Annotated in this window: 11 protein-coding genes; 3 read left to right on the top strand and 8 right to left on the bottom strand. The window is 64.1% G+C overall.

From position 1 onward, the window contains the following. Nucleotides 1–78 precede the first annotated feature (78 nt). The 3 genes from EL2594_RS13675 to EL2594_RS13665 are packed head-to-tail and all read left to right on the top strand — an operon-like array spanning nucleotide 79 to nucleotide 3,056. Nucleotides 79–483, top strand: a complete 405-nt coding sequence (locus EL2594_RS13675; RefSeq protein WP_011415692.1) for a hypothetical protein — start codon at nucleotides 79–81, stop codon at nucleotides 481–483. Continuing rightward, on the top strand, nucleotides 476–1,423 hold the full coding sequence (locus EL2594_RS13670) for a sterol desaturase family protein (protein WP_011415691.1): 948 nt from the start codon (nucleotides 476–478) through the stop codon (nucleotides 1,421–1,423). Before EL2594_RS13675 ends, EL2594_RS13670 begins: the two co-directional genes overlap by 8 nt. Nucleotides 1,424–1,448: 25 nt before the next feature. Next, nucleotides 1,449–3,056: a GMC family oxidoreductase gene (locus EL2594_RS13665; RefSeq protein ID WP_011415690.1), complete on the top strand. Its 1,608-nt coding sequence runs from the start codon at nucleotides 1,449–1,451 to the stop codon at nucleotides 3,054–3,056. A gap of 70 nt (nucleotides 3,057–3,126) precedes the next feature. Here the strand turns inward: EL2594_RS13665 and EL2594_RS13660 are convergent, their stop codons facing one another. From EL2594_RS13660 to pheS, 8 genes are all read right to left on the bottom strand, one after another. Then, nucleotides 3,127–5,538: a TonB-dependent receptor gene (locus EL2594_RS13660; RefSeq protein WP_011415689.1), complete on the bottom strand. Its 2,412-nt coding sequence runs from the start codon at nucleotides 5,536–5,538 to the stop codon at nucleotides 3,127–3,129. Nucleotides 5,539–5,795: 257 nt separating this feature from the next. Further along, a complete protein-coding gene (locus EL2594_RS13655; RefSeq protein WP_011415688.1) occupies nucleotides 5,796–7,115 on the bottom strand; it encodes an ammonium transporter in 1,320 nt (439 codons plus the stop codon). Nucleotides 7,116–7,132: 17 nt separating this feature from the next. Further along, a complete protein-coding gene (locus EL2594_RS13650; protein WP_011415687.1) occupies nucleotides 7,133–7,471 on the bottom strand; it encodes a P-II family nitrogen regulator in 339 nt (112 codons plus the stop codon). 138 nt (nucleotides 7,472–7,609) lie between these two features. Further along, nucleotides 7,610–8,311, bottom strand: a complete 702-nt coding sequence (locus tag EL2594_RS13645; protein ID WP_011415686.1) for an endonuclease/exonuclease/phosphatase family protein — start codon at nucleotides 8,309–8,311, stop codon at nucleotides 7,610–7,612. A gap of 7 nt (nucleotides 8,312–8,318) precedes the next feature. Beyond that, complete coding sequence (locus EL2594_RS13640; protein WP_011415685.1) at nucleotides 8,319–8,894, bottom strand: pyridoxamine 5'-phosphate oxidase family protein; 576 nt, start codon at nucleotides 8,892–8,894, stop codon at nucleotides 8,319–8,321. 163 nt (nucleotides 8,895–9,057) lie between these two features. Beyond that, nucleotides 9,058–10,590 (bottom strand): peptide chain release factor 3, encoded by a 1,533-nt coding sequence (locus EL2594_RS13635; RefSeq protein ID WP_011415684.1) that lies wholly within the window; start codon nucleotides 10,588–10,590, stop codon nucleotides 9,058–9,060. Between the two features lie 21 nt (nucleotides 10,591–10,611). Next, entirely contained in the window at nucleotides 10,612–13,044 is a 2,433-nt protein-coding gene (gene pheT, locus EL2594_RS13630) for a phenylalanine--tRNA ligase subunit beta (protein ID WP_011415683.1), read from the bottom strand. Then, nucleotides 13,041–14,141 carry a phenylalanine--tRNA ligase subunit alpha gene (gene pheS, locus EL2594_RS13625; RefSeq protein WP_011415682.1) on the bottom strand — a complete coding sequence of 367 codons (1,101 nt, stop codon included), beginning with the start codon at nucleotides 14,139–14,141 and terminating at the stop codon, nucleotides 13,041–13,043. The genes pheT and pheS overlap by 4 nt, the downstream gene beginning before the upstream one ends. Nucleotides 14,142–14,181: the final 40 nt, after the last annotated feature.

Below are 14,181 nucleotides of genomic sequence, written 5' to 3'. Positions count from 1 at the left end.
GCGGGCCTTTTGCCGTGCCTGTCGCCAAATGAAAAGCCATGCTCGACAGCGTAAGCGGCGCGTGCGAAGCGACAGGGCATGGAACCGCTTCAAATCGTCGGCTCTCTGGTTGCCATACTTGCGCTGGCCGGGCTTGCAATGTGGCTGAAGCTCGGAGGGTCTCCCCGGATCGACAGCGAGGAAACGGCGCGTCTGGCGGCAGACGAGGCCGTCGACGGTTTCGCTGCGATACGCTTCGGCATCGACACCGATGGACGCGGCGCATTGCTCGAAGACGGAGCGGGCCGCATTCTGTTACTCAAGCCGCACGGCAACCAGTTCGCCGGCCGCGTGCTGGGGCCGACCGCGAAAGCGCACATGCAATCCGGCGTCCTTACAGTCGATAGCGGCGAGCGGCGTTTTGGCACAATCACGCTGGCCCTCGACGACGGGGCATATTGGGAGAGCGCGATCAATCGGCTAAAGGCTATCAGCAATGCCTGACTTTTCGCCGACTCAATACGCAGTACCGGGCTTCGTGCTGCTGGTCCTGATCGAGATGATCTGGGCCTGGCGGCGCAATCCGGCTGCCTACGAGCCGAAGGACACGCTCGTCAGTCTTTCTTTCGGCCTCGGCAGCACCATTGCCGGCGCGCTGTTCGGCGGCTTCGCGTTGCTCGTATTTATCGAAGCCTATGAATATCGCCTGTTCGACATGGGGCCCGAATGGTGGACCATCTGGTGGGCCTGGCCGCTGTGCTTCGTACTCGACGATCTGAAATATTACTGGGTGCACCGCGCCGGGCACCGCATCCGCTGGATGTGGGCGAGCCATGTGAACCATCACTCGAGCCAGCACTACAATCTCAGCACGGCGTTGCGACAAAGCTGGACCGGGGCCTTCACCTTCGGCCTGCTGTTCGCGCTGCCGCTGATCCTTCTCGGCTTCCACCCGGCGATGATCGCGATCTGCGCGGGCTTCAACCTGATCTACCAGTTCTGGATCCATACCGAAGCGATCGACCGCATGCCGCGTTGGTTCGAAGCGGTGATGAACACCCCGAGCCACCACCGCGTCCATCATGCGACCAATCCGCGCTATCTCGACCGCAACTATGCGGGCGTATTCATCGTCTGGGACAAGATGTTCGGCACGTTCGAACCGGAAACCGGCGAAGAGAAAATCCGCTACGGCATCGTCAAGCAATTGGGCAGCTTCAACCTGCTGTGGGCGGTCTTCCACGAGTGGATCGGTATGGCGCAGGATATCTGGCGCGCGCCGTGGAGGCACAAGCTCGGGTACCTGCTGCGCGAACCCGGCTGGACGCATGACGGCAGCCGCGACACATCCGACACGATCCGCGATCGCTGGCGCGCGCGCACGGCCAACGAGCCGTCCGATACCGCCGAAAAGCCGATTGCCGGAACAGAGCAGGCTGCGTAACGCTTTCCTTCAAGAGGAGAGCATCGTGAATCAATACGACTACATCGTGATCGGCGGCGGCAGTGCAGGCAGCGCGGTGGCCGGACGGCTGGCCGTCGACGGCACGCGGCAGGTCTGCCTGCTCGAAGCGGGCGGGCGCAACAACAACATGCTGGTCAAGACGCCCGGCTTCATGCCGTTCCTGCTCAAGAACACCAATTACCGCTACGACACCGTGCCGCAGAAGGGGCTCAATGGCCGGATCGGCTACCAGCCGCGCGGGAAGGGGCTAGGCGGATCATCGGCGATCAACGCCATGGTCTATATCCGCGGGCACAGATGGGATTACGACAATTGGGCCGCGATGGGCTGCGATGGCTGGTCCTATGATGACGTGTTGCCCTGGTTCAAGAAAGCCGAGGCCAACGAGCGCGGGGCGGACGAGTATCACGGGGCCGGCGGACCACTGTTCGTCAGCGACCAGAAATACGCCAATCCCACAAGCCATGCCTTCATCGAAGCTGCGGCGCAGCTCCAGCTACCGACCAACGCGGATTTCAACGGCGCCAAGCAGGAAGGCTTCGGCCTCTACCAGGTGACCCAACGCAATGGCGAACGCTGGTCCGCAGCGCGCGCCTATATCGAACCGATCCGCGAGGCGCCCAATCTGGATATCCGCACCAGGACGCTGGTCGAGCACCTGATTATCGATGGCGGCAAGGTCACCGGCGTCGCGATCAAGCGCGGCGGACTCATCGGAAGCAAGCGCGAGATCCTGACCGCGCGCAAGGGGGTGATCCTCTCTGCCGGCGCGTTCAATTCACCGCAGATCCTGATGCTGTCGGGGATAGGCCCGGGCGACCATCTCAGGGAACACGGCATCGCAGTGAAGATCGACAAGCCCGCGGTCGGGAGCGAGTTGCAGGACCACATCGATTACGTCTCCGGCTGGGCGACCAAGAGCACGGTGCCGATCGGCGATTCGCTCGAGGGGACCGCGCGGATGGCGAAAGCGATCATAGAGCACCGCCGCCTGCGTACCGGGATCATGACCACGCCCTATGCCGAGGCCGGCGGGTTCTGGAAGGTCATGCCCGATGCGCCGTCACCCGATGTGCAATGGCATTTCGTCCCGGCTGTCCTCGAAGACCATGGTCGCGAGAAAGTGAAAGGCCACGGCTTCTCGCTTCATGCCTGCGTGCTGCGCCCGGAAAGCCGCGGCACGGTTCGGCTCAATTCGGCCGATCCGGCGGAGGGTCCGCGCATCGATCCCAACTTCCTCGACGACGATCGCGACATCGCCGTGATGCGCGAAGGCGTGCGCCTGTCGCATCGGATCGTCGAAGGGGCCGCGATGCAGGCCTATGAGCCGACCGACCGGCATCCCATCGACCTAAACGACGATGCCGCGCTCGACGAGTTGATCCGCAGCCGCGCCGACACGGTCTACCATCCCGTCGGCACCTGCCGGATGGGCGCGGACGAAGATGCCGTTGTCGACACCAAGCTCAAGGCGCGCGGTGTCGAAGGGCTTTGGATCGCCGATGCCTCGATCATGCCCAAGATCGTCAGCGGCAACACCAATGCGCCCAGCATCATGATCGGCGAACGCTGTGCCGATTTCGTGATGGCCGCAGAGAAGCAATTCGCCTGATTGCGACTAGCGACAAGAAAGGGGCCGGGAAGCAGATGCTGCCCGGCCCCTTCTTTGTGTGTCGCCGCGGTCAGAACGTCTGGCGCGCCGTGATCCCGAAAGTCCTCGGCTGGCCGATGCGATAGCCCAGGCGCGCACGTCCCCCGCGCTCGCGGTCGAACGACAGCAGCGCATTCTCGTCGAGGATATTGTTGGCATAGATCACGAAGCTGAGCCCGCTGTCGAAATCGATCCCCGCGCTGAGATTGATCAGCTGGTAATCGTCGAGCAGCAGGTCGACCGTGGTCGATGCGGTCGCCGGCGCACCTGCAAACGGCAGTCCGTGCACGAAGGTGCGCGGGTTGTTTTCCTGGTCGGCCGGCTGGGTATAGCGCGATCCGACATGGGTGAAGGATGCCGCGAAATAGGCATCGGCATTGTCCGAAACCGGCCATTCGTAACTGCCCGAGGCGGAGAGCTGGAATTCCGGCACCGATGGCAGGCGGTTGCCTTCGCGGATACCGGTTGCAACCGCGAGCGCTCCCGGCAGGGTGGTGTCGAATTCGGCCTCGATCCAGCTGCCCGACAGGTTGAAGTTGAGACCTTCGGCAGGGCTGATGCCCAACTCCGCTTCGATCCCCATCGTGTGGGCATCGGGCACGTTGAACACGATGCGGGAGGAGCAGCTGCCCGCATCGAGCGTCACCTGCAGATTGCTGATATCGTTGTAGAACCCGGCGGCGTTGAACGTGAAATTGCGGCCCTGCGTTTTCACGCCGAGTTCGTAGTTCCACAGCGTCTCGTCGTCGTAGTCCTGGAAGCCACCGAACAGGGCCAGATCCTGTGCATTACAAAGCGGCACGTTGAGCGGATCGTTGACCCCGCCGAGACGGAAGCCGCGCGACGCCTGCGCGTTGACGGTAACGTTGGGATTCACTTCGTAGCTCAGCAGAAGTCGCGGGGTGAACCCGTCGGACGAGGTTTCGTCGACCACGCCGCTATCGCCATTGGCGAACAGGCCGCCGGTGGTGATCGTGCGGGTTTCCTCGAAATCGTAGTAGCGCCCGCCCGCGGTGATGGTCAGCGCGTCGGTCACTTCGAAGCTAGCCTCGCCGAAAACCGCGATTTGGCTGATGTCGTAGGGCAGGTCCGAGTTGAACGGAGAATCGAGGTTCGGGAAGCCGTTGGCCACCGCCGCCGAAGTGCCTGCACCCAGTGTGGCGTCCGTAAACGCCGCATAGCCCGGAGTCGGCAGGCGCTGCGTGTAAACGCGATCGACTTCCGAATAGAACGCGCCGACCAGCCACTGGAAGCGGCCGTCGGTGTTGGAGGCGAGCCGCACTTCCTGCGTGACCGTTTCGAGATCGGTCGTATCGCGAAGGTTCGACGGCAGCAGCACCGCCACAGGCGGATAGCCGAGATCGACCGAGACCGAGCCGGTCAACGCGCTGGCATCGCGGCTGACCAAGATGTCGCGGTTGATATAGGTGCTGACGGAGGTCAGCGTGACCGGACCCAGTTCGGCTTCGGCGACGATGTCGAACAGGAAGGTTTCGTCCTCGAACGCTTCCTGCAGGCGCAGATATTGCTCGCGTTCGCCCAGTTGGACCGGGGGCCGGGTAGTCGTGAACGGATTGGCGAAGAGGTTGAAGATCTCCTGCCGGTTGAAGCCGTCGGCCTCGACCTTCTGGTAGAGGATGCGCGGCGTAAAGCTCACGCCCTCGCCGGTATCGACCCGTACTGCGACGCGGCCGCCGTAGCGACGACCGTCATTGATGTCTTCGCCGCCTCCCGGGCCGAGCGCGTCGATGAAGCCGGCATATTCGGTATAGTAGCCCACAGCGCGGGCGGTGATCGTGTCACCCAGCAGCGGAACGTTGACCGCGCCCTTCAGGTGCGCGCCGATATCGCCGCTTTCGAGGACGTTGAAGTTCGCCTCCACGGTGCCTTCGACGATGCCCGGGGTCGGCTGGTTGGTGATATAGCGGATGGTACCGCCCACCGAACCGGAACCGAACAGCGTACCCTGCGGGCCGCGCAGCGTCTCGACGCGGTTGAGGTCGAACAGGTCGAGATCGGGCGTAAACAGCGAGAGCGAAATCACCGATTCATCGAGATAAACGCCCACCTGTTCCTTCACGCCCGGCTGGTCGCGCACGACCTGGCCGGCGGAAACACCGCGCACGGCGACCTGGCTCTGGCCCGGGCCGAGGTTCTGGATGGTAAGACCGGCGACATTGCGCGACAGGTCTTCCAGCGTCACCGAACCCGATCGCTGGATGTCTTCCTGCGTCTGGGCGTTGATCGAGAAGGGAATGTCCTGGATCGTCTGGTCGCGCTTGGTCGCGGTCACCACGATGACATTGCCGCGCGGCGGCGCACTGGAAGCGGTGTCCTCATCGCTATCCTGCGCAAGGGCCGGCGTGGCACCGAGCGCGAAGGCACACCCGGCGAGAAGGGCGGAACGGACGCGGAATCCCGCAAGGCTTTCGGAAATGCGCATAATATCTCTCCTGCAAACCGGGTCTTTTCGCCCGTTACACTGGAATCTGCGCCGCACCCTTAGCCCCCGCAAGGTTCCCTTTGCGTAAATATTACGGATTGGGGTCAACCTGTCGCACGCGCGCCACAGTCGAAAATCTACAAAAAAGAGGGCCAGAGCATCGCGCTCCGGCCCTATCGAGGTGGTTGTTCGCAGGAGGAACAAAGATTGGCGGGCCGGGTGCGGGAGAGGTAGCTCCCGGCCCGCCAATTCGGGTGTCAGTTGTAAGCCCGCTCTCCGTGTTCGGAGATGTCGAGCCCATCGACTTCGCTCTCTTCGTCGACCCTGAGGCCGATGATGAGCTTGACGATGTAGGCGGCGACCAGGGTGCCGATGCCAGCCCAGGCTATCGTTACCAAGACGCCGAAGGTCTGGGTCCAGAGCTGGGCGCCGAGCGCGGTGGAACCGTCGCCGGGGCCGCCGAGGAACGGCTGGTAGACGATGCCGGTGCCGATCGCGCCGACTATGCCGCCGATCCCGTGGATGCCGAAGGCGTCGAGCGAGTCGTCGTAGCCAAGCTTGGTCTTCACCTTGGCCACGAAGTAATAGCAGACCGCCGACGAGAGGATGCCCAGCAGGATCGCACCGAAGGGTCCGCTATTGCCGGCAGCCGGGGTTACGGCGACGAGGCCCGCGATGACGCCCGAACAGAAGCCCAGCGCCGAGCCCTTGTGACCCGCAGCCCGCTCGATCACCATCCAGGTCAGCGCGGCGGCAGCCGTGGCAACGAAGGTGTTGATCATGGCGAGGCCGGCGGAGGCATCGGCTTCGAGCGCGGAGCCGGCGTTGAAACCGAACCAGCCGACCCACAGCAGACCGGTGCCGACCATGGTCAGCGTGAGGCTGTGCGGCGGCATCGGTTCGGCCGGATAGCCGCGACGCTTGCCGAGCAGGTAGGCGAGGACGAGGCCCGAGACACCGGCGTTGATGTGCACCACCGTGCCGCCGGCGAAATCGAGCGCGCCGTCTTCGAACAGCAGGCCGCCCCCGGCCCAGACCATGTGGGCGATCGGGAAATAGACGATCGTCAGCCAGATGGGGACGAAAGCCATCACGGCGCTGAACTTCATCCGTTCCGCCGTCGCGCCCAGGATCAGCGCGGCGGTGATGGCCGCAAAGGTCATCTGGAAGCTGATGAAGACATATTCGCTGATCACTTCGTCGGTGAACGTCGCAGCGGTGCTGGAGGCGTCGATCCCGGCGAGGAACGGGACCCCCCAGCTGAAAAAGGCGTTGCCTTCCGGTCCGAAGGCGGTCGAATAGCCCCACATCACCCACACCAGCATGGCCAGTGCGGCGGTCGCGCCGATTTGGGTCATGGTGCTGAGCATGTTCTTGGACCGGGTCAGGCCACCGTAGAACAGCGCGAGGCCCGGCAGGATCATCAGCAGGACGAGGACGGTTGCCGTCATCATCCATGCGTTGTTGCCGGGGTTGGGGACAGGCGCCGCTTCAGCGGCTTCTTGGGCGATGGCAGCGGTCGATACGAGGCCCGTGAAGGCCAGCGCGCCGGCGCTACAAAATAGCGAGCGGATCATAGTGGTATTCCCCCGGGTCACAGTGCGGTCTCGCCGGTTTCACCCGTGCGGATGCGGGTGGCGGTGGCGAGGTCGAGGACGAAAATCTTGCCATCGCCGATAGCGTCGGTGGCGGCGGTCGACTGGATGGTCTCGACGATTTGCGGCGCGAGGTCGTCGCTGGCGGCGATTTCCAGCTTTACCTTGGGCAGCATGTTGGTGGAATATTCGGCACCGCGGTAGATTTCGGTCTGGCCCTTCTGGCGACCGAACCCCTTGACCTCGGTCACGGTCATACCGGCGACACCGATGCCCCCGAGCGCTTCACGCACTTCGTCGAGCTTGAACGGTTTAATGACGGCGATGATGAACTTCATCGAACCCCCCTTGTTGATCAGCCGGGACGATCCCGACTTCGCAAGTGCAGCAAGAGGTGTGCCAAAAGCGGCGCGGGCAGGATTCAGCCGGAGTCGTCAATCATGCGACACCATAATTGCCCAAAGAATACGCAAGGCCTAATTTTTAGTCAGTCGGACTGTCGCCCAGATCGGCAAATGGTCGGAAGCCTGCGCGCTGAGTGCGCTGTGATGCACGCCTTGGCCGACGACTTGCCATTGCGGCGACAGCGCGATCCGGTCGAGCCGCGCGATCGGCCTGCGGCTGGGGAAGCTCGGCCCCGGTGAAAGCACCTGCCATTTCTCATCGAACACCCGCATCGCGCCGCTGCGCACCGACCACTGGTTGAAATCCCCCATGAGGATTTCCGGCATGTCGGGATGCGCGCGATGAAGATGGGCGAGGATCGTGCGGATCTGGTCGCTGCGCCGAACACCCGACAGGTCGAGGTGCGTTCCCACCACGCGGAAGGCCCCCTTGCCGTTGGCAATGTCGGCACAGGCCGCACCGCGCGGTTCGAGCATAGGCAGGTCGAGCGCTTCGCTATCGACGATCTCCATACCGCGTCGGACCAGCAACGCATTGCCGTGCCAGCCGAGGCTGCGCGGGCGCTTGGCCACCGCTACCGCCTTCCAGGGCGTATCGTCGAGCAAGGCTCTTGGTAGCACGCTGGCGCGCTGGCCGAAGCGCAAATCCGCTTCCTGAAGTGCGATGATGTCGGCGTCGAGCTCGCGCAGGACGGAGACAATGCGCGCCGGATCGCGCCGCCGGTCGGTACCGACGGCCTTGTGGATATTGTAGCTGGCGACCGTCAGCTGCACCAGTGAGCTATTCCGGCCGCGTGCCGGGGGCACCCTCGATGTAGCGGTCGGTGGCGCGGGTCGGCAGGCCGTCGATCGAGCTGGTCCGCAGGCTCATCTTGACGCGCCATTCATCGGGATGCGCATTGGTATGGGCCTTGAGCAGCGTCTTCCGCTCATCTTCCAGCGTCATCAACGGAACGCCCCAGCCGCAGCTGGTCTGGATGGTGTCGATATCGATCACGAAAATCTGCCGAGTGCCGGGCATCAGCGTGAAGCGCTCGGCCAGTGCCTCCCATTCCCCGTCCTGCGGCAGGACCGGTCGGCCCGTGCCGTAGATCCGCAGGATCAGCGCGGGCTGCTCGAAATTGCAGAACATGATCGTGATGCGGCCATCGGCGGCAAGATGCGCGTGAGTCTCGTTGCCCGAACCGCCGAGGTCGAGATAGGCGACCTGCGTCGGCGACAGCACGCGGAAAGCGTCGTAGCCCTTGGGGCTGAGATTGATCCGCGCGTCCGGCGCTGCCGTGGCAACGAAGAACACCGGCTGCTTTTCGATCATGGCAATGTGCTTGCCGTCGAGCGCGTCGAAGAAATCGGCCATGCGCCAAGCCTAGGCTCGCAATGACGGCGTGCCAATCCCCTCCCGCGAGCGGAAGGGGCAGCGAGACTAGGCAGCCAGTCTGCCTAGTCGCAGCCGATTGGGCAATCCCGGCGGCGATGGCTCCGCGCCCACCCCGACCCCTCCCGCAAGCGGGAGGCGAGAATTATCGTTCCTTCGTCGCGGAAAACGCCAGGTCGGGGTTCTTTTCCTGCTGATAGTTCACGTCCCACGGGCTCTTGGCCATGAACACCAGGTCCCCGTCGCGATCCTTGGCGAGGTTGGCGCGGTTGAAGCTTTCGAACTCGCTCATCGCCTTGGCATCGCCCTTGATCCAGCGTGCGGTGGCGAAGGGTGCGGCTTCGAGCGCGGCCTCGACCTTGTACTCTGCCGACAGCCGCGAGATCAGCACTTCGAGCTGCAGCTGTCCGACGACGCCGACAATGTGCTGCGCGCCGATCTCCGGGTAGAAGACCTGGATCACGCCCTCTTCTGACAGGTCGTCGAGCGCCTTGCGCAATTGCTTGGTCTTGGTCGGATCCTTGAGCTGGACCCGGCGCAGGATTTCCGGCGCGAAATTGGGCAGGCCGGTGAAGCGGACATCGTTCTTCTCACTCAGCGTATCGCCGACGCGGAGCGTGCCGTGATTGGGAATGCCGATGATGTCGCCCGCCTCGGCGGTGTCGGCAATCTCGCGATCCTGCGCGAAAAAGAGGATCGGCGAGTGGATCGCAATCGGCTTGCCAAGGCCCGAGGGCGTCAGCTTCATGCCGCGTTTGAAGGTGCCCGAGACCTGCCGCATGAATGCGATGCGGTCGCGGTGGTTCGGGTCCATATTGGCCTGCACCTTGAAGATGAAGCCGGTGACCTCGTCGCGCTCGGGCGCGATGGCACCGTCTTCGCTCGGCTGCGGGCGTGGCGGCGGGGCATGGGCGGCGATGGCGTCGATCAGCTCGGTGACGCCGAAGCTCTTGAGCGCCGAACCGAAGAAGACCGGCGTCAGGTCGCCGTTGCGATAGGCCTCCAGATCGAATTCGGGATAGCCGACCTGCGCCAGCTCGGCCTCCTCCGCCCATTGCTCGGGGATGTCCGGGTTCTCGTCGCGCGTGCCGAGGAATTCCTTCGACCCGCCTTCGGGCCGTGCGACGGTGCCGCTGGCGAAATCGAGGATGCCTTCGAATTGCCCGCCCATGCCGATGGGCCAACTTTGCGGGGACACATCGAGCGCGAGCTGGTCAGCCACTTCGTCGAGCAGTTCGAAGCCCGAGCGGCCTTCGCGATCGACCTTGTTGACGAAGGTGATGATCGGCACGCTGCGCAGGCGGCACACTTCGAACAGTTTCAGCGTCTGCGGCTCGATCCCCTTCGCCGCGTCGATCACCATGATGGCGGAATCGACCGCGGTCAGCGTGCGATAGGTGTCTTCGGAGAAGTCCTCGTGCCCCGGCGTGTCGAGCAGGTTGAAGGTGATGGTTTCGCCACCGTACTCCTTCTCGAAAGTCATCACGCTGGAGGTGACCGAGATACCGCGCTGTTGCTCGATCTTCATCCAGTCCGAGCGTGCCCGCCGCGCTTCGCCGCGCGCCTTGACCTGACCCGCTTGGTGGATGGCCCCGCCTTGCAGCAGCAGCTTTTCCGTCAGCGTGGTCTTACCCGCATCGGGGTGCGAGATGATCGCGAAGGTCCGCCTGTTCGACATGAATGTTCGGTATGCGCCGGCTTAGCCGCGCAATTCCGCTCCCAGCTTGGCGGCAGCCGCAACGACTTTGTCGGAGATCGCCTTGATCTCTTCGTCCTTGAACGACTTCTCGCCCGGCTGCAGCGTCACTTCGACGGCAACGGATTTCCTGCCTTCGGGCACGCCCTGCCCTGCGAACACGTCGAACACGCGCGCGTCGGTGATGGCCTGCTTGTCCGCGCCCTTGATCGCGCGCACGAGATCGCCTGCGGCCAGATCGCTCGGCACGAGGAAGGCGAAGTCGCGGGTGATCGATTGCAGCGCAGGTGGCGCAAAGGCGACACGCGCGAAACTTCCTCTGCCTTTCTTCGCCGGGATCGCATCGAGGAACAGCTCGACCGCCATGGCGGGGCCATCCAGGTCGTAGGCCTTGAGCGTCGCCGGATGCAGCGCGCCGAAGCGGGCGAGCACGTTCTTCGGGCCAAGCCGCAGGGTGCCCGACTGGCCGGGATGAAACTGGTCCCCCGCCTCGCCCATCACCATCAGCTTGTCGACCGGTGCGCCCGCTGCCGCGAGCAGCGCTTCGGCCACGCCTTTGGCATCATAGGCGTCGTAACCTTGCGGCTTGCCACTCGCCCAACCGCGCGCTGTCTTTTCACCGACCAGCACCACGCCGAGCGTCGGCTTCTCGTCGCTCGCGCCGTCCTTGCCGCGGAAATAGCGGCGGCCGATTTCGAACAGCCCGCTGCCCGCCGCACCGCGATCGGCATCGCGCTTGGCGGCCATCAGCAAGCCGGGAAGCATGGAAGGCCGCATCGCCTTCATGTCTTCGCTGATCGGGTTTTCGAGCACCCACAATTTTCCCCGACCACCCTGAGCCTGTCGAAGGGCGAAATGCTCGGCCTCCGCCGTGGGCAGGAACGACCAGGTCACCGCTTCGTGCAACCCGCTCGCCGCCGCCGTGCGGCGCAGCTTGCGTTCAAGGACCTGCTGCGGCGACGCGGTCGGGCGCGCAACGCCGTCAACGCGCGGGAGCGCGACGCTTTCGACCTTGTCGAGGCCGACATTGCGGACGATTTCCTCGACCAGGTCGGCGGGCCCTTCGACATCGTGCCGGCGCAATGGCACTTCGATCCGCCAGGTCTTGGCGCCCGGCCCGACCTGCGTTTGCGTGGCGACGAAGCCGAGGCTTTCGAGGATCGCCAGTTGGTCGGCTTCCTCGACATCGATCCCGCCCAGCCGCTGAACCAGTGCGGGTTCGAAATCGACCACCATCTTGTCCTGCGGGGGGGTGCCCGCCTTGACCATCTCCGAAGCTTCGCCCCCGGCCAGTTCGACGATCAGACCAGTCAGCAGGTCGAGCCCGGTTTCGAGGAACTCGGGATCGACGCCGCGTTCGAAACGCGTGCGCGCGTCCGACGCGAGGCCGAGCTTGCGGCCCGTAACCCCAATCCGCTCGGGATCGAAATAAGCGATTTCGAGCAGCACATCGGTGGTAGAATCGGTGACACCGGAGTCTTCGCCGCCCATGATGCCGGCGATATCGTGAACACCTGCATCGTCGGCGATGACAGTCATCGTCTCATCGAGCGTGTAGGTCTTCTCGTTGAGCGCCAGCACCTGCTCGCCGTTTTTCGCGCGCCGCGCGACGACCGCGCCGGTCAGCTTCGCAAGATCATAGGCATGCGCCGGGCGACCATAGGCCAGCATGACGTAATTGGTGAGGTCGACCAGCAGCGAAATCGGGCGCTGGCCTGCGCTCTTCAAGCGCAGCTGGAGCCAATCGGGCGACGGGCCGTTGTTCACGCCCTTGATGACGCGACCATAGAAGGCTGGACAGCCTTCGGGATCGTCGGTGCGGATTTCGACGGGGCAGGCGCCCTTGGCCTCGAAGTCCGGAACAGCAATCGGCTTGAGCGTGCCCAAACCCGCTGCCGCCAGGTCCCGCGCGATACCGTAGACGCCCATGCAATCAGGGCGGTTGGGCGTGATCGCCACGTCGAGAACCGGCGAAGAACCATGATAATCGGCAAAGCTGTGGCCGACCGGCGCGTCTTCGGGCAGCTCGATGATGCCGTCATGCTCTTCGCCGAGCTCCAGTTCGCGCACCGAGCACATCATGCCGTTGCTTTCGACCCCGCGGATCGCGCTCTTGCGCAGTTCCATACCGTTCGAAGGCACCGTCGCACCCGGCAGGCCGAGCACGCCCTTCATCCCGGCGCGCGCATTGGGCGCGCCGCACACGACCTGCAGCGGGTCGCCTTCACCGGTATCGACGGTGAGCACCTGCAGCTTGTCCGCATCGGGATGCTTGTCGGCGGTCAGGACCTTGGCGACTGTGAAGCCCGCGAGCTTCTCGGCCGGGTCCTCGACCCCTTCGACCTCGTGGCCGATCCGGTTGAGCGTGGCGACGATCTCTTCGAGACCCGCCTCGGTTTCGAGATGATCCCTGAGCCAGGTGATGGAGAACTTCATGACCGCGCTCCCACACCTGCAGACAGGGTCGGCTGGTCGAACGGGCTGAACCCGTAATGGTCGAGCCAGCGCTGGTCGCCGTCGAAGAAGGCGCGCAGATCGTCCATGCCGTATTTGAGCATGGCGAGCCGGTCGACGCCGAGGCCCCAGGCGAAACCCTGCCATTCGTCGGGGTCGAGCCCCGCCATTTCGATCACGCGGCGGTTGACCATGCCGGAGCCAAGCAGCTCCATCCAGTCATGCCCTTCGGCATTGCCGTCCCCGCCCACAACGCGGCGACCGCCCTCGCGCGAATAGCCGACATCGACTTCGACCGAAGGCTCGGTGAAAGGGAAATAGGACGGGCGCAGGCGCAGGACGATATCCTCGCGCTCGAAGAAGGCCTTGAGGAAAGTCTCCAGCGTCCACTTGAGATGGCCCAGGTGGATGTCGCGGTCGATTACGAGACCTTCGACCTGGTGGAACATCGGCGTGTGGGTGGCGTCGCTGTCGCTGCGATAGACGCGGCCCGGCGCGATGATGCGGATCGGCGCGCCTTGCGCCTTCATCGCGCGGATCTGCACCGGCGAGGTATGTGTACGCAGCAGCATGCGCCGCCCTTCGCTATCCACATCGGGGAAATAGAACGTATCGTGCATCGCCCGCGCCGGATGCGTTTCGGCCATGTTGAGCGCGGTGAAATTGTGCCAGTCGTCTTCGATCTCTGGCCCCGTGGCGACAGCGAAACCGAGGTCGGCGAAGATTTCCGCCAGTTCGTCCATCACCTGGCTGACCGGGTGGACCGAGCCGAAGCGCTGCTGCGGCGCGGGCAAAGTAAGATCGAGCGTTTCGGTTGCGAGCTGGGCTTCCAGCGCCTCGCGCTCCAGCGCGTCCTTGCGCGCGGCGATCGCATCGGCAACTTCGGCGCGAACGGCCTGGATCGCGGGCGCTGCCTTCTGGCGCTCTTCCGGGTCCATCCCGCCGAGCGTCTTGAGGGCGAGGCTGACCCAGCCTTTCTTGCCGAGCGCAGCCACGCGCTGCTCTTCGAGCGCATCGAGGCTCGTCGCAGCGGCGATCGCGGCCAATGCCGCATCTTTCTGGTTGGTCAAATCTGTCATGTGCTGTGTCTTTATCGAAGGGCGCCCCGCTAGCGGCAAA

Source organism: Erythrobacter litoralis HTCC2594 (genome assembly GCF_000013005.1).
In the GTDB taxonomy this organism is placed as follows: Bacteria; Pseudomonadota; Alphaproteobacteria; order Sphingomonadales; family Sphingomonadaceae; genus Parerythrobacter; species Parerythrobacter litoralis_A.
Note: the sequence above shows the minus strand (reverse complement) of the source record. Positions and strands in the feature narration are given on the sequence as shown.